Annotated in this window: 22 protein-coding genes; 3 read left to right on the top strand and 19 right to left on the bottom strand. The window is 29.4% G+C overall.

From position 1 onward, the window contains the following. Positions 1-284: 284 nt before the first annotated feature. Both B3Z56_RS02015 and B3Z56_RS02010 read right to left on the bottom strand, forming a co-directional pair. Positions 285-2066, bottom strand: coding sequence for a methyl-accepting chemotaxis protein (locus tag B3Z56_RS02015; protein ID WP_346876678.1), 1782 nt, complete (start codon positions 2064-2066; stop codon positions 285-287). Between the two features lie 227 nt (positions 2067-2293). Next, positions 2294-3592 carry an APC family permease gene (locus B3Z56_RS02010; RefSeq protein WP_346878131.1) on the bottom strand — a complete coding sequence of 433 codons (1299 nt, stop codon included), beginning with the start codon at positions 3590-3592 and terminating at the stop codon, positions 2294-2296. A gap of 331 nt (positions 3593-3923) precedes the next feature. On the opposite strand from B3Z56_RS02010, the gene B3Z56_RS02005 reads away from it, so the two are divergent. Continuing rightward, the gene (locus tag B3Z56_RS02005; RefSeq protein ID WP_346876680.1) at positions 3924-4163 is read left to right on the top strand and encodes a hypothetical protein; all 240 of its coding nucleotides are present in this window, start codon (positions 3924-3926) and stop codon (positions 4161-4163) included. A 53-nt stretch (positions 4164-4216) separates the two neighbouring features. On the opposite strand, the gene B3Z56_RS02000 is transcribed toward B3Z56_RS02005, so the two are convergent. From B3Z56_RS02000 to B3Z56_RS01985, 4 genes are all read right to left on the bottom strand, one after another. Beyond that, on the bottom strand, positions 4217-5392 hold the full coding sequence (locus B3Z56_RS02000) for an amidohydrolase (RefSeq protein WP_346878130.1): 1176 nt from the start codon (positions 5390-5392) through the stop codon (positions 4217-4219). Between the two features lie 156 nt (positions 5393-5548). Further along, the gene (locus B3Z56_RS01995; RefSeq protein WP_346847752.1) at positions 5549-6277 is read right to left on the bottom strand and encodes a hypothetical protein; all 729 of its coding nucleotides are present in this window, start codon (positions 6275-6277) and stop codon (positions 5549-5551) included. A 134-nt stretch (positions 6278-6411) separates the two neighbouring features. Continuing rightward, entirely contained in the window at positions 6412-7626 is a 1215-nt protein-coding gene (locus B3Z56_RS01990; RefSeq protein WP_346876682.1) for a hypothetical protein, read from the bottom strand. 533 nt (positions 7627-8159) lie between these two features. Then, a complete protein-coding gene (locus B3Z56_RS01985; protein ID WP_346847754.1) occupies positions 8160-8633 on the bottom strand; it encodes a hypothetical protein in 474 nt (157 codons plus the stop codon). Positions 8634-9159: 526 nt separating this feature from the next. On the opposite strand from B3Z56_RS01985, the gene B3Z56_RS01980 reads away from it, so the two are divergent. Both B3Z56_RS01980 and B3Z56_RS01975 read left to right on the top strand, forming a co-directional pair. Next, entirely contained in the window at positions 9160-10437 is a 1278-nt protein-coding gene (locus B3Z56_RS01980) for a dicarboxylate/amino acid:cation symporter (protein WP_346847755.1), read from the top strand. Between the two features lie 167 nt (positions 10438-10604). Next, complete coding sequence (locus tag B3Z56_RS01975; protein ID WP_346847756.1) at positions 10605-11120, top strand: spore coat protein; 516 nt, start codon at positions 10605-10607, stop codon at positions 11118-11120. 184 nt (positions 11121-11304) lie between these two features. Here the strand turns inward: B3Z56_RS01975 and B3Z56_RS01970 are convergent, their stop codons facing one another. The 13 genes from B3Z56_RS01970 to glmS form a co-directional block, all read right to left on the bottom strand. After that, complete coding sequence (locus B3Z56_RS01970) at positions 11305-13113, bottom strand: ABC transporter ATP-binding protein (protein WP_346876684.1); 1809 nt, start codon at positions 13111-13113, stop codon at positions 11305-11307. Then, entirely contained in the window at positions 13113-14900 is a 1788-nt protein-coding gene (locus tag B3Z56_RS01965; protein WP_346878129.1) for an ABC transporter ATP-binding protein, read from the bottom strand. Before B3Z56_RS01965 ends, B3Z56_RS01970 begins: the two co-directional genes overlap by 1 nt. A 466-nt stretch (positions 14901-15366) precedes the next feature. Then, complete coding sequence (locus tag B3Z56_RS01960; protein ID WP_346847759.1) at positions 15367-16071, bottom strand: 4Fe-4S double cluster binding domain-containing protein; 705 nt, start codon at positions 16069-16071, stop codon at positions 15367-15369. A gap of 169 nt (positions 16072-16240) precedes the next feature. Continuing rightward, positions 16241-16858 (bottom strand): HD domain-containing protein, encoded by a 618-nt coding sequence (locus tag B3Z56_RS01955; protein WP_346847760.1) that lies wholly within the window; start codon positions 16856-16858, stop codon positions 16241-16243. A 176-nt stretch (positions 16859-17034) separates the two neighbouring features. Beyond that, positions 17035-17250: a hypothetical protein gene (locus tag B3Z56_RS01950; protein ID WP_346847761.1), complete on the bottom strand. Its 216-nt coding sequence runs from the start codon at positions 17248-17250 to the stop codon at positions 17035-17037. Positions 17251-17302: 52 nt separating this feature from the next. Beyond that, a complete protein-coding gene (locus tag B3Z56_RS01945) occupies positions 17303-17503 on the bottom strand; it encodes a helix-turn-helix transcriptional regulator (protein WP_346847762.1) in 201 nt (66 codons plus the stop codon). A 13-nt stretch (positions 17504-17516) separates the two neighbouring features. Continuing rightward, the gene (locus tag B3Z56_RS01940) at positions 17517-17933 is read right to left on the bottom strand and encodes a hypothetical protein (protein WP_346876687.1); all 417 of its coding nucleotides are present in this window, start codon (positions 17931-17933) and stop codon (positions 17517-17519) included. Positions 17934-18202: 269 nt separating this feature from the next. After that, complete coding sequence (locus B3Z56_RS01935) at positions 18203-18565, bottom strand: hypothetical protein (RefSeq protein WP_346878128.1); 363 nt, start codon at positions 18563-18565, stop codon at positions 18203-18205. Further along, positions 18528-18848 (bottom strand): hypothetical protein, encoded by a 321-nt coding sequence (locus B3Z56_RS01930; RefSeq protein ID WP_346878127.1) that lies wholly within the window; start codon positions 18846-18848, stop codon positions 18528-18530. The genes B3Z56_RS01935 and B3Z56_RS01930 overlap by 38 nt, the downstream gene beginning before the upstream one ends. 156 nt (positions 18849-19004) lie before the next feature. Further along, positions 19005-19223 carry a DUF1450 domain-containing protein gene (locus tag B3Z56_RS01925; RefSeq protein WP_150845930.1) on the bottom strand — a complete coding sequence of 73 codons (219 nt, stop codon included), beginning with the start codon at positions 19221-19223 and terminating at the stop codon, positions 19005-19007. Between the two features lie 14 nt (positions 19224-19237). After that, complete coding sequence (locus B3Z56_RS01920; RefSeq protein WP_346876689.1) at positions 19238-20452, bottom strand: NAD(P)/FAD-dependent oxidoreductase; 1215 nt, start codon at positions 20450-20452, stop codon at positions 19238-19240. A 17-nt stretch (positions 20453-20469) separates the two neighbouring features. Further along, a complete protein-coding gene (locus B3Z56_RS01915; protein WP_346847767.1) occupies positions 20470-20811 on the bottom strand; it encodes a cupin domain-containing protein in 342 nt (113 codons plus the stop codon). A gap of 405 nt (positions 20812-21216) precedes the next feature. After that, a complete protein-coding gene (gene glmS / locus B3Z56_RS01910) occupies positions 21217-23043 on the bottom strand; it encodes a glutamine--fructose-6-phosphate transaminase (isomerizing) (RefSeq protein ID WP_346876690.1) in 1827 nt (608 codons plus the stop codon). Positions 23044-23560 lie beyond the last annotated feature (517 nt).

The following is a 23560-nucleotide window of genomic DNA, read 5'->3' as shown; positions in this document are numbered from 1 at the left end:
ATTTTATACTATTTTTTGTAATAATATTTTGTTATTAAATGTTAATTTAAATATATTTTTTTAGTTTTCATCTTCCTATGATACTTCATATAATTCATTATGTTAACCTTACTATAACATTTACTCCTATTAAAATCTTAAAAATACACATTAATAATACTATTTATATATGTAACTAATTAGGTCATGACATTTAATATCTACGAGAAAGGGAAAAAGAAAGACTATGAGTTATTAATTTAGATATCTCATAGTCTTTCTTCTTATATTGAAAAATTTAAAATTTATATCTTAAATTTTTGAATCATTTCATTTAATTGTTGCGCAAGTTCAGCCTGAACCTGTGCTGTTTGAGCTACTTGCTCTATAGCTTTTGTAGTTTCATCCATGCTTTCTTTTATAGTTTCTGCTTTTTCACTAGATTCTTGTGAAGATTCAGCCATATTTTGAATTGCTTCACTCACTTGTCCTACTGTGGCTGTAATTTCTTGTGACATAGCTGCTATTTCTTCTGACATATCACTTACAAAATCAGAATCAACATAGTATTGATTACCTGTTTCTTCGTATTCATCATAAGTCTTCATTATATCTACATCAATGAATTTTAATATGTCATTTCCTGTTTCTATACTTTTATTAAATATTTGTTTTACTGTCTCTATAGTTTTTTGTATTTCTACTACAGCACCAGAAGATTGTTCTGCAAGTTTTCTTACTTCTTCTGCAACTACTGCAAAACCTCGCCCTTGCTCTCCTGCTCTTGCAGCTTCAATAGCTGCATTTAAAGCAAGCAGATTAGTTTGATCTGATATAGAAGATATAGTATCTGCCATAACTCTAATATTATCTATTACAGAACTTTCATCTATTACCTTTTTCATATTCGCTTCCTTTTGAATATATAGTTCTCCTGCTACCTGCTTTACCTTTTTGCTATTATCCCTTACCTTGCTTGCTCTTCCTTTAGACTCACTGGCATTATTACTTCCTTCCATAGCTCTTGAAGATAATATATTTATACTTGAGTCTACTTCTTCAATAGAAGCGCTTATTTCCTCTGTGGTAGCGCCGGATTCTTGTACACCTTCTGCAATTATATTTACAGCTTCATTAACAGTTACAGTTTTAGCTGCCAATTCTTCAACTGTTGCTGAAAGTTCTTCTGCAGATGCACTGATATTTTCTGAGTTTTCCATTATTATTTTTACTAATCCATTTACATTTTCTTGTGCAATATTTAAAGCAATAGCTGTTTGTCCAAATTCATCTTTACTCTCTATACTAATAGGTGCTGAAAAATCATAAGAAGCTAATCGAGTTGCAAAATCTTTAATTATAATTAAAGGTTTTATTATTTTTTTACTTACAAAAGATGATAAAACTATTGCTACTATTAATGAGGCAATAAGTAAAATTATATTAATAGTTATACTCTTTACTAAGTCTTTTTTTATAATAGCTTCTTTTTCAGCTATTATCTTATCAATCTCATCTATATAATTCCCTGTTCCTATTACCCAATTAAAAGGTTCATATAATTTACTATATCCTCTTTTAAGTGATGCTTCTGTTTCTCCCGATTTTGGAAACCAATATTCAGTATATCCTCCATTCTCCTTTTTACCATTCTCTATTATTTCTTTCACAAGATATTTTCCTTTAACATCTTGTGAATTTAATCTATTTGTTCCTTCAGTTTTAGACCCTAAAAGCACAATATTTTCACCCTCAACAGTATCGATCCAAAAATAACCCTCTTCACCAAACTTCAACTCTCTTACTAAATCCGCACTTTGTTTCTTAGCTTCATCAACAGTTAGTTTACCTATTTCAGTCTTTTTATTTATTGTATCTATCATACCAATTACAATTTCTACTTGTTCCTTAATTTTCATATCATAATCTTCATTTAAGATTTGTCTTTCACTATCTAATAGTGCATTGCTAGTTTGAATATTCATATAAGACATTACTACACTTATAGTAATCGCTGTTATTAGAGTTATTATTACTGTTGCAATACTCATTTTAGAACTAACTTTTTTTATACCTTCAATTCTCATAATATCAACTCCTTCACACTTTATTCACATTATATATATATTGTTTAATTTATCGTAACAATTCAGTTATAAGAATAGTGTAAAATTCAATTTTTATTGTATTTACTTTGCTATTGAATTTTTGCTTAAATAGTTTTCTATACATTATAAAAAAGATTGATTCGAATAATTATCCGAATCAATCTTTTATTAATATAGAGTCATAGCTCAATCATTGAGGCTGAACACTATTTTCTTTTTAAATAATAGAATATTGGAAGACCAGCAAGAGCTATACCAATCCCTATTATAGAATTCAATGGTGCAGATACAATTGTACTATATAATATGTAAATTCCTCCTAATATTCCCACCATTGGAATGAATGGATAAAGAGGAACTTTATATGGCCTTTTATCTACAGGTATTTTTTTTCTAAGTCTAAATATACCAAAGACACCCATGACAAAGAATATCCATAAAACAAATATTAATAAGTCCGTAAGAGTATTAAATGTTCCCGAGAAAATATAAATAGTAGCTAGCACCCCTTCAAGAATTAATGCATTAGTAGGAGTTCCAAATTTTTTGTGTATCTTACCCAATTGAGTTGAATAGGGCAATTGTTTTCTCTGTCCCATAGCTAATGGTACTCTAGCACCTGTTAATAAATATCCATTCATAGCTCCAAATACAGATACTATAATTCCTGCAGTTATAAATGCAGCACCACCTTTTCCAAATAGTGAAACTGCTACATCCGATGCTGGTGTTGTTGATGCAACTATATTTTCAATGGGCATTACATTAACCATTGCTATACTTATTAATGCATATATAAATATAACTGAAGTAACTCCAAAAATAATTGCCTTAGGCATTTCCTTAGAAGGATTTTTTAATTCACCTGCTATGTTTGTAACCCCTATCCATCCATCATAAGCCCATAAGGTACCCAATACTGCAGCTCCAAAACCAGCTCCTTCAGTCATAACGGTAACGGAGCGAAAATCATGAGTTTTACCACTAATTAAACCAAATATAATAATAGCAACTATTGGAAGAAGCTTTCCCACCGTTGAAATAGTTTGAATTACTCCCCCATATTTAGTACTAATTATATTCATGATTATTACAAACACTAAGATTCCTACTGCTAGAAGTTTTTGCTCGAAGTTATTGATTGGAATAAAAAATGTAGCATAAGTGGAAAAAGCTATGGCTAAAGCTGCTCCCGATGCAGGATAAGATATTACTGTTTGAACCCATCCTAATAGGAAACCCCATACTTCTCCATACAGCTCCTCAAGATAAACATATAACCCACCAGTTTTAGGTATAGATGAAGCTATCTCCGCAATTGTAAGAGCAGAAGCTAAAGTTATAATACCTCCAACTACCCAAGCCATTATGCCCATTATAGGTGAACCTGCATCATTAAAAACAATACCTGGTTTTAGGAATATTCCAGATCCTATTATCATTCCAACTACTATTGCAATGGCTTCAATAAATGTTATTGTCTTCTTTTGTGTTTTTTCTATCATTGTTTCCTCCTAAATAGCTTTTTATAGCTTTATTATATCTTACAATTTGTTTTTTATGCTTAAGGCTTAATGTTATAAATTTCTATACTTCCATTAGAAATCAAATTTTTAACACCTTATTTTTTTGTGTAATTTAACAAAATGTATTTCTTTTATATCAATTTTACAACTTAAAATCATGTACCTTATATTTTAAAAAATTTTTGCTAATTAGTCTAGTGTAAAATCACTTATATAAGAAAAACTATGCATAAAAATTTTTATTGATAATTTTTTATTAGAATGAATAATATATTTTTTTTTGCAAATTATAAGTTAGGTAGGAGGTGATATGTCATGGAAAACAACAATTGTAAAAATAATAACAACAAAAACAACAATAATAATAACAACAATAATAACAAAAATAACAACAACAACAAAAATAACAACAACAACAAAAATAACAACAACAAATAATATTTCACATACACAACTTATGGGAACAAAGGAATTTATTTCTACATGTAAGAAAGTGGCAACAAAATCAGTATTAGCTGGCTTTGTTGCCACTTTTATTATAATAAAGTAATAAAAAAGTTATTTAGTTTTAAATCAAAAACCTGTTCCTAAAAATTATTGTAGCTAGTCTTCTGGTTTATAAACCACTTCACCATCAATTATAGTATACAAAGTTTTCGTAAATATCTCCATGGGATTGCCATCAAAGATTGCAATATCAGCATCCTTTCCAACTTCAATACTTCCAACTCTATGTGATACATTACATATTTCAGCTGCATTTATTGTAATTGCTTTAAGTCCTTCATCTATACCCAATCCTTCTTTTGCTGCGAATCCAGCACAAATTGCCAAATCTTGTATTCTTGTAACAGGATGGTCTGTAGTAATAGCTACCTTTACACCTGCCTTATGCAACAAGCCTGCTGTTTTAAAATCCATATTTTGTGTCTCTATTTTATTACGTACTGATAGCGTTGGCCCAATTATAGCTGGGAATCCAGACTCCTTTATCTCTTCTGCAATTAAATGCCCTTCTGTACAGTGATCAAGAGTCATTTTTAATCCAAATTGTTTAGCTATGCGTATTGCAGTTAGAATATCATCAGCTCTATGTACATGTGCTTTTAAAGGTATCTTTTTATCAAATACAGGTAACCAACATTCTTTTCTAAACTCTTCATTAAAATCCTTGTCTTCATTACCTGATTGTTGAGAGTTTTTCTTATTTTTATAATATTGCTGAGCTTCAAACAACTCTTCTCGTAAAAGAGCAGCTATGGACATACGTGATGTTGGCATCTTATCTTTATCATTATAATTTGATTTTGGATTTTCTCCAAATGCAACCTTCATTGCAGCAGGTTCCAGAACAACCATATTATCTATTGCTCTACCGTGAGTTTTGATAAATACAAACTGCCCACCCACCACATTTGAACTTCCTGGTCCAACCATTACTCCAGTAATCCCAGCACTCAAGGCTTTGTGGAAAGTGGAATCCATAGGGTTAATAGCATCTAAGGCTTTAAGGTAAGGTGTAACTGGCTCAGTCATTTCATTGCAATCATTACCTTCGAAACCTTTTCTTTCTTCTTGAATACCAATATGACTATGAGCTTCTATTACTCCAGGCATAACTATACAATTGCTTGCATCAATGACTTCAGAAATGGCACTGTTATCTTCATCAATGTATTCTCCTACCTTTATAATTTTTTTCCCATCTATTAAGATACATCCCTTATCATAATCCACACCAGCCATGGTCAATATTTTACCATTTTTAATTAATAACATAATCTTCTCCTTTCTAACATATAATAATCATTTGAAATTATAGCTAAACAACTCTAATTTCATCTTAATCTAAATGCATTTCTTAGCTAGACTTATCTCTTATCTAAGTATTTATATTTTGTAGGATTTTAAATAATTATTCATAATATCTTAAAGTTAAATATTACAAAAAACTTTCTTTAGATATTGAACTTTAAATCCACTTAATGTAAGTAATAGTTGAGAAGGAAGATAAAATAACCATATTAAAAAACCCAGAAAAAATTTTATGTTGCCTCCTGCTACTATATTATAAAGTCCCACATTTAAATCACACATAAAAAATAAAAACATACCTAAAGCAATTATCCATGAAGTTTTTTGAGAATATTTACCTCTAGTTATGGTACTCACTGAGCAGTAAAGACTAGTGATTAATAAAGATGCATATATAAGTGCTAAAACAACAAGATTTTTTCCTATTGATGCTATTTCTATTTTTAATGAAACTGTTAAGGCTATGGACAATGATACTATAAAAAACAATAAGTTTTTATATTTACTATTTTCCATAATACTATGCCTTATTATGTAAGTTATTTGAACTAGAGAAAAGAAAAAAACTCCCATAATATAATTGCCGGAAATTGCAAGAAAATAATCTGCAATTAAGGTAAATAGTCGAGCAAGCTGAACTAAACCTTTATCTCTTTTGCTATATCCATGGGATTTAATTAATAAGGATATGATAAAGCAAAGCACTATAGCTGAATATTTTAATGTCACTGAATATGTGTTTTTTAAATCTTTGGTTATAAAATCAATCCATAAAAAAATAAAGTAAATAATAATTATTATCCTAGAGCTAATTTTTATAAGATTTTTATTGCTTATAAGTTTATCCATTTACATCACCCAAGTATATTTATTTGCATTAACTGAGATTTATATTATTCCCCTTAATTGCTTATTATACTATTTGAATAAACCTTATTTATACAAAAAACTAGTAAGGATTCTCCCTACTAGTCTCTTTGTTATTAATATTTCTTTATTAAAGATGCCGCTTCTGTCTTTCCCTCAAGAATATAATTAAAAGGAAAAGCAAATTGGAGATATTTAAATACCCACTTGTTATTTTCTTTAATAAGCACACCCTCTAATCTAAATGGCCATATACAATCTTCACCTTTAGCATTTTCTTTGAAGGTTTCAGCAATTCTTCTTCTAATGTTAAAAAGCTTTTCTTTATCATTTAAATCCTTATTAAATATATCCTTTATTTTATTAACTGTGTTTTCAAAGGACTCTTCTTCTGAAATAACTTTTTCCATAGTACCTCTTATTACTACCCAAGCTATATCCTCATTAAAATCAACCATAGAATTTTCACTGTCTAACCTGATCTCATCATAGCATACTCTATGATCCTTAATTAACTTCTTAATTTCTTCTTTACTAGTGAATATTTCTTTATCTGTATTAGCAACAAATATATTATTAGAAGAAAAATATTTATCAATTATCAAATTTAATTCCATATCCTTATCTAGATACTCACTATTAAAGTCTTTTATTAATTCTATTATTTCATTTTTCTTTATCTTATTTTTATGATAAGCTTCTTCTAATTCCTTTATTTTTTTATTAACCTCAGTTCTATCACAACTATCTTTATATTCCCTTACATCTGGTAGATGTCCAACTACAGGTAAAGAAAACTGCATATGCTTTATAATCCATCTATTTTCTTTTTTTATTAATATAAAGGAAATACGTATATCCCATAGATAATCTCTTTCTATATCATCCCTTTGATTTAATAAATGACATAAGGACCAATTAATTTCTGTTAATTTAACCTTATTAGATTTTTTACTTTCATCAGAACTTTCATCAAAATATTCTTTAATATATCCTAAATAACGTGTATATGTGTCACTTCTACTGTTAAAAGAATATTTCACTGTAGCTGGAGTATAAATTATAGCTGTATTTTCAAGTTCCATTACAGTAGCCTCATCAGCTATAACTCTTAAATCTCCCCAATATTCCCAGTCACTTAAAAATATATCCTTAACTTCCTCATATCCAATACACCACTCGTCATCACATGTGCCTACTATAGTTACACTTTCATCCTTATCAAATAATTTATCCATAAAGATATCTATTTCATTAATATCCCTTTTAACATAGGCTTCATTAAATATATTCAATATTTCCTTAAATTCATTTTTTACTTGATTTTTCATATACTCATACCCCTTATCCTATTTATTTTTTCATTTTCACCTATCTAATTTAAAGGGTTAGATGTTTTACCTCTTCAACTAAATTAAAAAAGGCTGTAATAAAGCAACGCCTCATTACAACCAAAATATCTACAATATTTTACACAATAAAAAATATACTATATAAAGTGTAAAAAAGATTTTAATTTTAGTTCTATAAACTTCACATCGCTTACTTGTAAATTTTCTAAAGAAGCACAACAAATAAACCTAAATAATTAGGTAGTTAAGACTTCTTTCAGTATTAATTTTTACATTAAAAATTAATTAACAAGTAGCAATAATCACTTTATAGCACCTCCCATATGTTATGTGTAAATTTTACCATAGAAAACTTATAAAGTAAATAAAAATTATTAGACTATTTTATCAATTTATTGCATCACCAATATTTTTTCAGCAAAGTTACATAATTTAAGCTTAGTAGCATATTTTTTAATACATTTATCATAAATTATAAATTCCAACCAACCCATAGTGTATTAGTATAATACCTATACATTATTATCTATTAATCCTAGATCATATATCTTTTTAGCTATATCACTAGGACTGTCTTTACTTGTATCTACATGTAACTTTGCAGTTATGTCTTTCCATTCAAGTAACTGCTTGTCTATCATACTTTCTACTGGCTTTGGTAAAACTCCATTCATCCTTTTTGCAAATCTAGATTTTATTATTTCTGCATCAGCTGTAAAATTTATAGTAATAGCATCGTTAATAAATTTAAATTTTACTATATCCTTTTTTTCTGAGATTACATAGATTATTGATTTTGAGTGTAAATCTTTGTTATTACAACCTTCTTTCAATATTTCCTCAAATAGTTGCCATGCATTATTTTCATTTTTGTCCATACGTAAATAATCTTTTCCACTGTAAATCTGTACATCTGTAAGTTTTTTTAATTCTTCTGCTGCTGAAGATTTCCCCGAACAGCTTGGCCCCATAAATATAAATAACATAAATTCCCCTCCTAAAAATTTAATATAAACAGAGCTCTTTACTCCCACTTTGAAGAATATTGGAGTATTAGAGCTTATAGGCATCGGATAAACAGTATCTGTTAACCTATTATACTAAGTGTAAAATATATCCATGCAAATAACAATCCTTTATATGTTATTATTTGTTAATTTATTAAAATAACTTTTCAAGTTTTATCTTTCTTCTTAACTACATTGATATTATTTACACGAATATTGCATACTTATTTTAAAATCCTTCAAAATTTACTTGTATATATCAAAAGTTTTATACATTCAACATCTATATCTATAACCATGATAATGTGCGCTATTACTAGATTAACACTCAATCAAATAATGCTATATTGATTTTAAAATATTTCATATTCATTTTTCACTTTTCCAATAATTGCAGTTTGACTTTTGTTTTTATTCATTATATAATTTTACTCACCATATAATTCTATAATTTTAGGTAAAAATTTAATTTATATAATAAAAATCATTAGAAGGGATTGGTAAAATGAAAAAAGGCAAAATAAGTTTATCAACAAAAATATTTATCGGATTAATCCTAGGTTTAATGACAGGTATTATATTCAACTTCATTCCAGAGGGTTTCATTCGCGATGAATTATTAATTAATGGAGTTTTCTATTTAGTTGGACAGGCATTTTTAAAAGCTATTATGATGCTTGTAGTACCTTTAGTTTTTATTTCTCTAGTTAACGGAGCTGCCAGCATGGGAGATATTAAAAAGTTAGGTAGAATTGGAGTAAAAACAGTATTATTTTACTTAGCTACTACGGCTATTGCCATTTCAATTGCATTATCACTGTCTACAGTATTTAAACCAGGTGTAGGATTAAATTTATCAAATTCTAGTTTAAGTGAAGTTACTATCAAAGAGGCTACACCATTAGTTGAAGTTATCCTTGATATGATACCGAACAACCCTATTGCATCCATGGCAAACGGGAACATGCTACAAATTATTGTATTTGCCATGTTAATAGGTGTAGGATTATCTACTCTAGGTGAGAAAACTAAAATGATAACAAATCTTTTTCAACAATTAAATGACCTTATTATGAAAATCGTAGACTTCGTAATGATAATTGCACCCATTGGAGTATTTGGTTTAATCGCTCGTACCTTTGCCACTCAAGGTTTTGATGCAATGATACCTTTAATAAAATATATGTCATTAGTTTTAATAAGCTTACTTATTCATGCTACTATTGTCTATGGTGGGCTATTAAAATTATTTACTAGATTAAGTCCTATAAGATTTTTCAAAAAATTCTTCCCTGCCATTTCAGTAGCTTTTTCTACCTCAAGCAGTAGTGCAACCTTACCAGTATCCATGGAAATTGCAGAAGAAAATTTAGGAATCTCGAAGGATGTTGCTTCCTTTACATTACCACTAGGGGCAACTATTAACATGGATGGGACCGCTATTATGCAAGGTGTAGCTACCGTATTTATTGCTCAAATTTATGGTGTTGATTTAACCTTAAGTTCTTTCTTAACTGTTATTTTAACAGCCACCTTAGCTTCAATTGGAACAGCTGGAGTACCTGGTGTAGGAATGATTATGTTATCCATGGTATTACAATCAGTAGGTTTACCAGTGGAAGGTATCGCTTTAATCATGGGAATTGATAGGATTCTAGATATGGCAAGAACCTCTGTTAATATTACTGGTGATGCAGTATGTACAATGATTGTAGCAAAGGCTGAAGGAGAATTTAATGAAGAAATCTTTAATTCTGAAACTGTAAAAAACAAATCCCTATAGTGATATAATTCTCATTGTTATGTCATCTCTATATATACCAAGCAGGTTAACACCTAAATTGAGTGTTAACCTGTTTTTTCTAGTATACTGTTTAAAATTCAATACTATTTCATTTACTAGTATAAAATAATTGGTTTTACACAAAATATAATCGGAGGTGCAGTATTATGGAAATAACATTATCACAAAAAGAAAGAACTTTACTAGAGGATCAAAAAAAACATGAGGAAATTTGCATTGAAAAGTATACAAATTATGCAAATCAAGCTAAAGACAGTCAGTTAAAAGATATTTTTAATGCTAATGGACAATCAGAAAGAACCCATCTAGGTAGCATCAATCAATTATTAAGTGGTCAACTTCCTCAAATGGGTCAGCAACAACAAGGTCAACAGAATCCGCAAAGTCAAAATCAAAACTCAGGGCAAAATATGACAGCTCAAGGTTCCACAACAAATACAAATAATATGCAATCAGGAGGAGTTAATTTATCTGATGCTGATATGTGTACAGATTTATTGATGACTGAAAAATATGTTTCAGGAACCTATGATACTACAATATTCGAATTTAGAGATACTAGAGTTCGTGATGTATTAAATCACATACAAAAAGAAGAACAAAAACACGGAGAAGCTATATTCCAATACATGGAGAAGAATGGCATGTATAACGTTCAATAGTATTAGGATTGTATCCAAATTATCTCTAGTAATATAATATAAAAAAATCATGGATAGTTCAGTATAAATAACTGATATCTATCCATGATTTTTAAATTCACAAACTCTTATAGAGCCCTTATATACCAACTTACTAACCCATTTCAGACTCAAACCTTTAAATATTTTGCATTAATCCCTTAAATCAAACTGCCTTTTCATCCTGATCAGTTAGATACCACTTACTTTGAGCTTCATACATCTCACTATACTTTCCATCTATACTTATAAGTTCATCATGGGTACCTACTTGTACAATTTCACCCTTATCCATAACTACTATTCTATCTGCAATCTTAGCAGAACCAAGTCTATGAGTAACGATTATAGCAGTTTTATCCTTGGACATCTCTTTAAACTTCTTATATATTTTAGTCTCTTCTATAGGATCTATGGCTGCTGTAGGTTCATCTAAAATTATCATGTTACTATCCTTATAAAAACCCCTAGCTATAGCTAACCTTTGCCATTGCCCACCAGATAAATCTATACCATCAAATTCTCTAGATAGCATGGTATCATAACCATCTTGAAATTTTTCCTTTGAAACCTGAAAATCTGCTTTATCTATAGCTTCTTTTAGTAGTTCTTCCTTTATTTCATTAGATTTTTCACTTATAGATATATTATCTCTTAAAGTCATTTTATATCGTTGGTATTTTTGAAATACCCCTGATGTAACCCTATATAATTCTTTAGCTGATATTTTATCTATATCTATACCATTTATTGAAGCATTACCTTTAGTAGGGCTATATATTCCTGTAAGAATCCTAACTAAGGTACTCTTACCAGCTCCATTTTCCCCAACAATGGCAATGGTTTCTCCTGAATTCATCTTTAAAGATATGTCTTTCAAAGAACTTATATCAGTTCCTGGATAAGTAAAGCTTACATTATCAATTGAAATACTAGGTACTCCTACAATTTCTATGTCCTCCCCTTCTCTTTCAGGGATTTCTAAAAATCTAATAAAGTTTTTCACTGTACCTAAATTTTCAGCCATGTTTCCTATATGCATACATATCAGCTCATTCATTAAAGAAAACATAAAGCCTATAGATGAAAATACTGCCCCAAAGGCACCTATTGATATAGAACCATCTAAAAGTGCATATACAAGAAGTGCTAAAACCCCCATATAACCAAGTAATGTTAACATCTTCATGGCTAGCTCTGCAAGTCCTGATTTTTTTTCTGCTTGCCAATTATTTTTATTCATAAGCTCTAAGGTACTTATATATCTTTTTTTGAAATAGAAGAACCCTCCTAAAAGCCTTGTTTCCTTATAATATTCTCTATCCATTATACATTTTTCATAATGTTCATATTCTCTTCTTATTGGAGCTACCTTATCTTCTAAATTAGTGAATATCTTAATTCTAATTAGTTGTGATATAGCTACTGGAATAAATACTAATATAATAGAAATAGAAAGTATAGGCTTTAATTTATAAAGATATATACCCATAAAAATAAAATATGGAATATAGAAGGTTACTATTACAATTAATATCAAAGACATCCAAAGTCCACCCTCTAATCCCTTCTGAGCCTTATTAATATCATCAAGTAATGTTGGATTTTCAAAATCAGCGGCATCTAACTTTGAGCTTTTATGATTTAATATCTTACCTATAGTTCCCTTTGCCTTATTAACTAAGGCATTAGCTAAAAAGTTAGATATCCCATTAAGCACTTGTGTAAGAACTAATGAAATACATAGTCCTCCTAGCATAAAATATACTATTTTTAACTCTACTTTCCCTAAGAAAGTAGCTGTAATGGAGTCAAAAAACTTTTGTGTCATGAAAGTATTTACTACATAAGCCAAGCTATGTAGTATTGAAGTTAATATAGCTGCCACTGTAAGTATAGGACATGATTTAATTATCATAGGTTCAACTGTCCTTACTATCTTTAAAAAAGAAATATCTTTACTTTTCCCTTCCATTATATATACCAACTCCTTTGACTTTCATACATTTTTGTATAAACCCCATTTCTTTTCATAAGCTCCTCATAGGAACCACTTTCTACAATGGCTCCATCTCCTATAACGAAGATTTCATCTGCAATCTTTGTTGAGCCAAGCCTATGACTGATAAATATAGTAGTTTGTCCCCTACTTATCTCTTCAAATTTTTCATAGACATTACTTTCACTTATAGGATCTAAGGCTGCAGTTGGCTCGTCTAAAATTCTAATGGATGCTGGACTTACAATTCCCCTTGCCATAGCTATACGTTGCCACTGTCCTCCTGACAAATCTACACCATCATTTTTAATTTTACCCAAGTTTGAACTGATACCTAGAGGTAATCCTCCAACAACATCTTGCAGTTCAACAGTTTCTATAGACTTATTCATATTATCTAGGTTATCAAAGCTATTGATATCTCCTAATAAAATATTATCTCTAAAAGAAATACAATATCTTGCAAAATCTTGATACACTACAGAGCACATTGCTTTTAACTGATCTTGTCTATATGTCTTTATAGATTTTCCATTTATCAAAATTTCTCCTTCAAAGTCCTCATATAAGCCAGTTATAAGTTTAGTTATTGTAGTCTTACCAGTTCCATTAGCACCTACAAAAGCATAATGCCTTCCTTCTTCTATGACAAAAGACATATCCTTTAAAATATACTTTTCTGTGCCTGGATATTTAAAAGATACATTTCTAAACTCTAAGGACTTTAATTTGCTAACCTCCTTAGCTGGTCTTAATAAGTATCCTTCATCACCTTCTAATTTTAAAAAGTTAGTTAAGTCAACAAGATACTCTTTATTCTTTGCTAAATTATCTCCATACTCAGGAAGGCTCCAAGCTAAATATTGTATTAATTCAAATACGCTATTAACAATGGACATAAACATTCCTATGGATAAAATTCCACTAGTTACAGGTCCTATTAAAATTAAAACTATCAATACAGATAAAATAGCAATAATAACCCCACCAGTTTTCATATTAACGTACCATTTAAGACTTACCTTAAGTTCATGCTTTCTAGCAGTTTCAAACTCTTTATGCCACTGGTTATTAATCTTATCAGAATAGCCAAACAAGGTTCTTTCTTCCACTGCCTCACGACCGTTTAACACTTCTTCTAAGTATTTAACCTTTCTTTTATTTTTCTCTACTTCTCTATTTGCTTCATAAGTTTCCTTTCCACTTTTTAAAGCTATAAAAAATAGAGGTACAGAAATTAAAACAATTAAAACTGCAGACCACCATACCTGAATAAATAAAACTACTAGTATTCCTGTTATTTTTAAAATCATTGCTATCATATCTAAAGATGAAATATAGGCCTTAGTACATTGAACTTCTGGCTCCTTTATAACCCTAGATATCAAATCCCAACTATCCTGACTTTCTATATATTTATATCTCAAGGTTGCTATTTTTTCTACAATCTTTACCCTGAATTCACCTCTTAGTCTGTTTTTAATCTGAACCTCTGCAAACTTTGATAATTGCGTAGAAATCCAGTCATAAGCTAAAAGAAGTATCACAAATAATAAAGGCATTACTATATCTTTAATATCTTTTTCTTGTTTAAATATTAAAATTGCAATATCTAGAAACTTAGCCGTAGCCAAAATTTGTAGTGTTGGAACTAAACCATCCAAAAGTTTTTGTATTGCTATTAATGTAGCCTGTGCTGGTGCAAATTTAAATGGAATTTTAATTATATCCCCCGCATTATAATTTTTACTTTCTAATCTCATAATTTCCCCCCATTTACATACCCGTCTATTACTTTATATTATTGAATCATCTCCTCTGAACAATATTGTATATCTATTGTTTATTCACCTCAGTAATAGTTTACAGTATATTAATATAATTTAATTTATTAAACTATTTAACTAAATATGTATATATTATAACACCATCTTTACTTAAATAACATATTTATACATAAATGTTTATTTATAATTGAAATAATCGTATTAGTGAAAGCTAATTTTTATTAAAATATTGCTTTACTCTAGGAGACTTAGCCTTAGTCATATCAATGGCATAAAGGTGCAAGAACATAAAAACATTGATTCTCATAAAACTTAACTTAGAGTTATATTATTGTATTTTTTAATTTTCTTTCTAACTTTCTTCAAAATAAAAAGAGAAAATCAGGTAACATTAATTTAGTTAGCCTTCTTATCTCTTACTTAAAATATCACTAAAATATTTCTAATCACACCTATGGGAATTTCTTTTAATATATTGCTGTGTATATGGACATATCTCAATACACTTTCCACATAAAGACATTTCTATTCCTATTCTTTGTTTTAGTAGTTCTCTTGCTTTTTTACGACATTTAAAAGGATTTATTAGTTCTTCTCTTGTTGAATTTATATTCCATAAATTACCTTTTATTACTGTTGCTGGGCAAGCATCAACATACTTACTACATTTTCCGCACCTAGAATCATTGATAGGCATATCTGGTATGACTGGCATATCAGTTAGTATTGAAGAGATACGAACTGCACTACCATATTGTTGAGTAACTAAAAGAGCATTTTTGCCAATCCAACCCATTCCTGCCCGTGTAGCAACTGTCTTATGTGGTAAATAAGTAGTCAAATTTTCATCACTAGTAACATATGTTGAAGTTTGAGCTAGTGCACTATATCCCTGCTTCTCTATGTATCTTACACAGCATATAGCGATATCATCAAGTTCTTTGTTTATTTTTTTGTATTCATCATAATATTCTTTTGTTGGTCCTTCATAAATACCTTGTATAATTTCAGGCTTAAATTTTATTGCAAATGCAATACCATACTTTAGATTATTATGCAATGAGGTATTAACGCTATTTAAATCTGCAAATCCAACCAATGATGCCCCTAGACTTTTTAGATATGACTTTAATTCATTCTCCCTCACAATACTTTCTCCTAACTCAAAGAATTGATAACATAAATTTTAAATAGTTTCAAATTGCTAATTTTACAATTAATCCCTTCCTTAATTTTTCTTATAATACATTCTTCAGGAGTTTCTCTTTTCTTTTTAACAATTTTATACTTACATGTTTTGCACTTTCTTTAAAAGTTTAATCAAAAGTATTTTTTTCTATTCCTGGCAGGATACTATAAATAGATTTTCCTATTTTGCTCTCAAAATATTCTTTTATTTCAAAGGTTTTTTTCCATTTCTCTAGTGTAAAATCAGTAAATCCATATCTCATAACCACATCAACCATCCTTTTTTCTATTAAACAAAATCCTGATGGAAGAGCTAATACATCACATAATTGAATTAATTTATCGTATGAATTATATTCGATATTACCTAAATAATTTTTAATAAAGTCGTATTCTGTTTTAGTTAAATCCATTTCTCCACATATATCATCTACATTACTGCATAGAAAACCATGAGTGATTGAAATTCTAGCCACAAAATCATATCCATTTTCTAATGCATAATTATATCCATCAATAGCATGTCTTACATAATGTCTACCATTCCTTCTTCCAATATCGTGAAGCAATCCCAGTACATAAGCTGTATCTTCATCCAAATCCCTATCATATTGAGCAATTAAGGCCGCTGCCTCTGCTACATATCTTGAGTGTTCCACCCATGGACCAGGATTTAAAATAGATGCTTCCTTTAATATTTCTTCTGCAATCCTCCGACTTGGAACTTTGTATTTCAATTCTTCCATTATTCTTCTCCTTATTACTTAAATAGATTAATAGTTTAAATTTTTTCATAACTTTCTCTAGATTATTCTATAGTCACCATTTAAATTCCTTTAAATGAAAAAACCATGAAACTTATTTTTAAGAATCATGGTTTTTATCTCATTTTTTATTAACTTTAACTACTCAATATTACAAATTACTTAATTATAAAAGATAAAACTCCTAAACCTATACACGTAATTCCACCTAACAATTGGCCTATTCCAGAAGCTTCTCCTAATATTAAAAGGTTAAAAATATTTTTTCTTGTTTGCGTTTTCCCTACAAACGCCTTATCTGTTTTCATTCTATATACTCCCCATAATGTTAATACTACTCCGAAAAGTATAAATAATAGTTTTTCAATTATCATAATATTTTCCTCCGCTCATTATTTTATTATTTTATTGCATACATTTTTATAATTAGTCATCTTCTTCAAATATAAAAGTTTCTTCAATTGGTAGGTTAAAGACCGAAGAAATTTTATATGCCAATAAAACAGATGGATTATATTGTTGTTTTTCTAAAGAAATAATTGTTCTTGAAGACACACATACTTTATCTGCTAATTCTTGTTGTGTTATCTTATGTTCTAAACGCAATTCTTTTATCCTATTTTTCATAGCCTTCTCCTAATTAAAGAAAATAATTATAATATTTTTTAGCTAATATATTCGTAATCATGCAAAATATTATAATTATAAATAAAGCAGCATTTGTTGGAATTGTAATCCATTTTGAAAGAAACATCATAAGTATAATCACAATCATTAGAATTCTCATGGTAAAGTGTGAAGCTTTTCCTTCTATTAAATCATCTCTTTCATCATATTCTTTTGACATCTCTCTTTCCAACTGTTTTCTATTAGCATTATATTTAATGTGGGAAGTTATAGCTAAAACTAAAAACCCTACCCCTACGAAAAACATTATAATACCTGAATAAAATACTTCTGTAATACTAGCTCTAGTATAATTAAAAATTATTTCAAATAAACCCATTATGAGAATTGCCAATGAGCATAAATAAAGCTCAGTAAATCTATTTTTCAAACGAATCGCTCCTAACATAGTGTAATATGAAGTTTACTTCATGTGAAGTTAATTTCATATTAATCTATGTTGAATGAGATGTCAAGAATTAATTTATTTTGTTAGTACCATTGTATTTTGACAGTGTTATGGAAAATTACTCTTGATAATCTACATATTGTTCAATAACAAGAGCAGCAGGCAACTTGATTAGTTATAAAGCAAAACTAGCCTATATATTAATTTAACTAGCAAATTAATATATAGGCTTCTGTAATTATTGAATATACTTATATCTCGCTAATATCTAAAACTTCATCTACAGCTCTATTAAAACTCCTTTTTAGATTGAAGATGCATAGAATAATTAGTATAACTGCAATACTTGTAAAGGAGTTACCTATACCAATTAAATTGTATAGTGGAGTAGCAATTAAAAGTCCTCCAAGAGCCAGAGCATAAGAAAAGTAAATAATGCCTTCTGGATTTAGATTTAATAAAATATCAGAAACTGCTACTTTATAGGTTTCATAAAACCTTCCTAATACTGCAAACATGCTCATTATAATAAATACAGTTTTAGCACTGGAATATCTTGTAAATATCTTATATCCTTCAATGCCACTTTTTATTATTCCAGAATATCTGTTCATTAATAAAAATAAAGAGAAATGCAAAAATCACACTAACTAGATTAGTAACCATAATAACCCTTTTCTTATTATAAGAGTCAGCTATGAGTCCTGATAAATAAAGCATAGGAATTCTTAAAACACCCCTAGAAAGCCACATAAGTGCCACCGCACCAACGGATTTTGTTAAGCTATATATGTATACAGTTACACCTATATTGTAAAGATAATCTCCTATAGAAGAAATAAATCCTCCAATAGATAACAAAGTAAAGTTTTTATTTTTTAATAAATCTTTGTACAAATCACCATCCCCTAAACAATTATTATCTTTAGTTTAATAGCAAAATTTAGAAATTTTAAGTCTATATTTTGCATTTTTTAAGTGATATAATTAAGTTAGGGAAATAAATTATTGAAATAGAGCGTGTTTATATGTTATCAATATGAGCCAAGGACTTTATATTAACTCTTCAATTTTTTCATATAATTCATCTGCCGAATCCGCTAGAATCATTTCGTCATTAACAAGTGCATATGGATTAGTGGCACAGTCTCCACAATATCCTAAGCATGATTCTACGGTTACATCTACGTCAGGATAATTCTCTTGTAATTTCTTCATGGTATCTTCAGTTCCATATGTAAAATTATTTTCACAAAATTTTATTTCTGTCATATTTATTCTCTCCTTTATTTTTTACTTTGTATGTTATCCAATAATTCTGTTACTGAAATTTTAGATAAATCAATAGCTTCTAAGGATATTTCTTTTTCTATGGCTGATTTTAATATTGGTGATCGTTTCGTATCTCCAATTACAATGGCCCCTACTATTTTTCTATCTCGTATATATACCTTCATATATTGACCTTCATCATTATCCTCTACAAGAACATTAGTTGCATTATTTTCATCTACACACCCCATAGAAAATAAGGATAATTTAAAAGCGTTTAAAGTAGTAACAGGAACAATATGCTTATAAGTACTATCTTTTCCTATCATATTATATCCTGCAACTTTACCCTGGCCTATTGATATATTCCACAGTCCTGGAACAAAGTTATCAAGTTCAGCAACGTCACCTGCTGCATATATATCTGCTATATTAGTTTCCATCTTCTCATTTATAACAATTCCTTTTTCACACTTAATAGGCGTATCTTCAAACATTTCTATGTTAGGCTTTATTCCAGCAGAATATATAACTTTGTTACAAGGCATAAATTCATCTGAACTTATTACAACACCTTCAACCTCATTATTTCCTGCTATTTTATTAACTCTCGTATTTAAGTGTATATTAATATCAAACTTTTCTACTGAATCCTGAAGTATTTTAGATGCCTTTTCATCTAATTGATTTGGCATTAGTCTAGATTGAATCTCAACAATAGAAACGTTGATTCCATGCTGATTCAAATTCCAAGCAGTTTCTAACCCTTGTATTCCTCCACCAATGTTTATAACACTTTCACCTTTTTTTATTTTACTTTTAATATCCCATGCATCCTGTAACGTTCTTAAGTTAAAGACACCTGGTTTTTCTATGCCTTCAACTGGAGGTTTATTATTTCTTGCTCCATTTACTAATAAAAGTTTGTCATACTTAAGTATACTTTTATCACATAAAACTACTTCTTTATTTTCAATATTAATCTTTGCCACTTTTTTGCTTACGTAAATATTAACCTTATTTTCTTCATACCAAGATTTCTTTAGAAGAAGAGTATTATCTTCAGAGAGTTCATCAAATAGATTCTTAGACAATTTTATTCTGTTATAAGGGTAAAATTTCTCTTCTCCAAATATAAATACTTCTGACTCTTTATCTACTTCTCTTATGGCTTTCACCGCAGTAATTCCTGCTATTCCATTTCCGATTATAATAATCCTATTTGTCATATTAATTCACCCCCCTTTTATATTCCTTTTGAATATACTGCTGATGGGTTTGGAGCTAATACTACAAATAATGACATATCATCATTGCCAGTATTTTTTATACTAAACACCTCTACTCCTTTACAATGAATTACATCTCCTTGTGTTATTTTATTTAAACTTTCATCTACAGTCATTTCGCCATCTCCGCAAAGTACATGAATAAGTAAATCACTTTGCTCATGATTATGTGGTGGCACACCTTGCCCTGGTCTAAAATTTAAAACAAAATTCAATATCTTATCTTCTTTGTAAATTATTTTCTTAGTTAAGGATTCATCATTGTACATTATTTTGTCAGATATTTTTTCTATTTTCATAAATTAATTCTCCTTCATCTTTGTGTTAGTATTATATAATATAAATCTTATACTCTTAGTATTGTGTAATTTTCATATTATTATTAACTATATTTTTAAAATATAATAATAACTCTTTTTGCATTTAAGTGGTGATATGCTTATTAGAAAAATTGCAAGGGTATTAAAATCCGTATTTACTAATGAACATATTACTTCAAAAATGCAATCTATATTGGATACCGCTGATAGCAATATGTATAATAATAAAAAATGTAAGAAGTTATAAAAAAAAGACTAGACATTTTTATTTTAAAATGTCTAGTCTTATTTGTTTTTCCACTTTATAAATTTTTAATTCGATTTTATTACAAATAATCAATATTTATCTTAAAATTAAATATTTTTACATTACGTTTCAGCTATCTATTCTACAGTAACTGATTTTGCAAGGTTTCTTGGCTTATCTACATCGCAACCTTTTTCCATGGACATGTAGTAAGAGAATAGTTGCATTGGAATTATAGCTATAACTGGAGCTAATAAGTCCATTACTTTTGGAATGTAGATTGCTGATTCTACAGATTTTTCTATATCTGTGTGACCTTCTTGAGCCACTGCAAACACTCTAGCTCCTCTTGCAATAACTTCTTTCATATTACTTACAGTCTTATCAAATAAGTCTTCTTGAGTTGCCATAGTTACTACTACTGTTCCTTCTTCAATTAAAGCTATTGGACCATGTTTTAATTCTCCTGAAGCATAAGCTTCTGAATGAATATAAGATATCTCTTTTAATTTTAAAGATCCTTCCATTGCTACAGCATGGTCAAGGCCTCTTCCTAGGAAGAACATGTTATTTTCACAGCAAGTTTTAGCTGCTAGAGCCTTAACTGCATCATCACACTTAAGTGCTGCTTCTGCTTTTTCTGGAAGAGCTAACATTTCTGTTTTAATAGCTTCTATCTTATCTTGAGGTACTGTACCCTTTTGCTCTGCAAAGAATAGAGCAATTGTGTACATAGCTATTAATTGAGTTACATAAGCCTTTGTTGATGCAACTGCTATTTCTGGGCCTGCCCAAGTGTATAGTATATCATCGGCTTCTCTTGAAGCTGAACTTCCAACTACATTAGTAACAGCTATTACTCTAGCACCCCTTTTCTTAGCAAGTCTTAAAGCTGACATAGTGTCTGCTGTTTCTCCAGATTGGCTAACAACTATCATAAGAGTGTTTTCGTCTATTATTGGATCTCTATATTTAAACTCAGATGCTATATCTACTTCAACTTGTATTCTAGCAAGTTTTTCAATAATATTTTTTCCAACTAATCCAGCATGGTATGCAGTTCCACATGCTACTATATATACCTTGTTTAATTTTTCTATTTGTTCTTTTGTAATAGTTATATCATCGATTCTTATAGGTTGACCAGGAATAATCCTTGAAGCCATAGTATCTCTTATAGCCTTTGGTTGCTCATGGATTTCCTTCATCATGAAGTGATCATATCCACCTTTTTCAGCAGCATCAGCATCCCAAGTTACATTAAATACTTCTTTCTTAACTTCTTTTTCATTTTGGTCATATATTTTTATTCCATCTTTAGTCATAACAACAAATTCTTTATCTTCTAAAAGATAAACTTTTCTTGTTTGATTTAATACAGCTGGTATGTCTGAAGCAATGAAGTTTTCATCTTCTCCAAGACCAACTATTAATGGGCTTTCATTTCTTACAGCTACTAGTTTATCAGGCTCATTAGCGGCTATAACTCCTATAGCATAGCTTCCTTCTAGCTTTTTAGTGACTTCCATTACTGCCTTTAGCAAATCCCCTTTATAGTAGAAATCTACAAGGTTTGGAATAACCTCAGTATCTGTTTCTGACTTAAACTCATAGCCTTTTTCCATAAGCCATTCTCTAAGTTCCATATAGTTTTCTATAATACCATTGTGAACTACAGATATAGTTCCATCCCCATTAGTATGAGGGTGTGAATTTAAATCTGATGGCTTACCATGAGTAGCCCATCTAGTGTGTCCTATACCTATATGTCCTTTTATTGGATCTTCTTCTAACTTTTCTTCTAAATTTGCAAGTCTACCTTTGCATTTTGTAAGATCAATACCCTTCTCATTTAGTATAGATACTCCAGCTGAGTCATATCCTCTATACTCCAGTTTACTTAATCCTTCAATAAGCAGTGGTGCTGCTTCTCTCTTTCCAAAATAACCTACTATTCCGCACATAAAAAAATCTTCCTCCTAAATGTCTTCTATTTCAAATTAGATTAACTCTATATGAACAAGAAAAACCTTTGATTTAGTATTTTTTTAAAAATACTTATCAACTTATCCACATTTAGTTAAGGTTTTACACCAGATTGCTTTGTAACAGGAATCACTTCCTGTCTTTATCAATCGTTAACGGTAGTGCGATACCGTGGGGCACCCGCCGAAGATTCGATACTCCCCATCCTCGTCAACTCCTCAGAGTCCTGGCGCTTAGTTACGTGGTTAGACTATTACCTCCTTCCCAACACCTGGTTTTCAAAGTGTATTTTAAAAGAGTTAGGATGTCCACATTTTATATACTCTCCTCTACTCATACTCCACATATACGATATAAAGAATAATAAAGTTTGTGAACTTAATATTAAAATTAATTTTTAAAACCAAATTTTAATAATTATTTATCCAAAATCTAAAACCAATTAACCTCATTATATTATATTCATTTAATACATTTTGGTCAATGGTATTTATT

Source organism: Clostridium sp. UBA7791, assembly GCF_002480755.1.
GTDB classification, from domain to species: Bacteria; Bacillota; Clostridia; order Clostridiales; family Clostridiaceae; genus Clostridium_J; species Clostridium_J sulfidigenes.
Note: the sequence above shows the minus strand (reverse complement) of the source record. Positions and strands in the feature narration are given on the sequence as shown.

Bases quoted from the DNA above. Each gene is read 5' to 3' on its own strand.
- B3Z56_RS02010 (WP_346878131.1), bottom strand. From the start codon at position 3,592: ATGATAGAAAAAACACAAAAGAAGACAATAACATTTATTGAAGCCATT.
- B3Z56_RS01925 (WP_150845930.1), bottom strand. From the start codon at position 19,223: ATGACAGAAATAAAATTTTGTGAAAATAATTTTACATATGGAACTGAA.
- B3Z56_RS01955 (WP_346847760.1), bottom strand. From the start codon at position 16,858: ATGGAAGAATTGAAATACAAAGTTCCAAGTCGGAGGATTGCAGAAGAA.
- B3Z56_RS01915 (WP_346847767.1), bottom strand. From the start codon at position 20,811: ATGAAAATAGAAAAAATATCTGACAAAATAATGTACAATGATGAATCC.
- B3Z56_RS02005 (WP_346876680.1), top strand. From the start codon at position 3,924: ATGTCATGGAAAACAACAATTGTAAAAATAATAACAACAAAAACAACA.
- glmS (WP_346876690.1), bottom strand. From the start codon at position 23,043: ATGTGCGGAATAGTAGGTTATTTTGGAAAGAGAGAAGCAGCACCACTG.
- B3Z56_RS01970 (WP_346876684.1), bottom strand. From the start codon at position 13,113: ATGGAAGGGAAAAGTAAAGATATTTCTTTTTTAAAGATAGTAAGGACA.
- B3Z56_RS01980 (WP_346847755.1), top strand. From the start codon at position 9,160: ATGAAAAAAGGCAAAATAAGTTTATCAACAAAAATATTTATCGGATTA.
- B3Z56_RS02000 (WP_346878130.1), bottom strand. From the start codon at position 5,392: ATGTTATTAATTAAAAATGGTAAAATATTGACCATGGCTGGTGTGGAT.
- B3Z56_RS01945 (WP_346847762.1), bottom strand. From the start codon at position 17,503: ATGAAAAATAGGATAAAAGAATTGCGTTTAGAACATAAGATAACACAA.
- B3Z56_RS01995 (WP_346847752.1), bottom strand. From the start codon at position 6,277: ATGGATAAACTTATAAGCAATAAAAATCTTATAAAAATTAGCTCTAGG.
- B3Z56_RS01920 (WP_346876689.1), bottom strand. From the start codon at position 20,452: ATGACAAATAGGATTATTATAATCGGAAATGGAATAGCAGGAATTACT.
- B3Z56_RS01950 (WP_346847761.1), bottom strand. From the start codon at position 17,250: ATGATAATTGAAAAACTATTATTTATACTTTTCGGAGTAGTATTAACA.
- B3Z56_RS02015 (WP_346876678.1), bottom strand. From the start codon at position 2,066: ATGAGAATTGAAGGTATAAAAAAAGTTAGTTCTAAAATGAGTATTGCA.
- B3Z56_RS01965 (WP_346878129.1), bottom strand. From the start codon at position 14,900: ATGAGATTAGAAAGTAAAAATTATAATGCGGGGGATATAATTAAAATT.
- B3Z56_RS01990 (WP_346876682.1), bottom strand. From the start codon at position 7,626: ATGAAAAATCAAGTAAAAAATGAATTTAAGGAAATATTGAATATATTT.
- B3Z56_RS01985 (WP_346847754.1), bottom strand. From the start codon at position 8,633: ATGTTATTTATATTTATGGGGCCAAGCTGTTCGGGGAAATCTTCAGCA.
- B3Z56_RS01975 (WP_346847756.1), top strand. From the start codon at position 10,605: ATGGAAATAACATTATCACAAAAAGAAAGAACTTTACTAGAGGATCAA.
- B3Z56_RS01935 (WP_346878128.1), bottom strand. From the start codon at position 18,565: ATGAACAGATATTCTGGAATAATAAAAAGTGGCATTGAAGGATATAAG.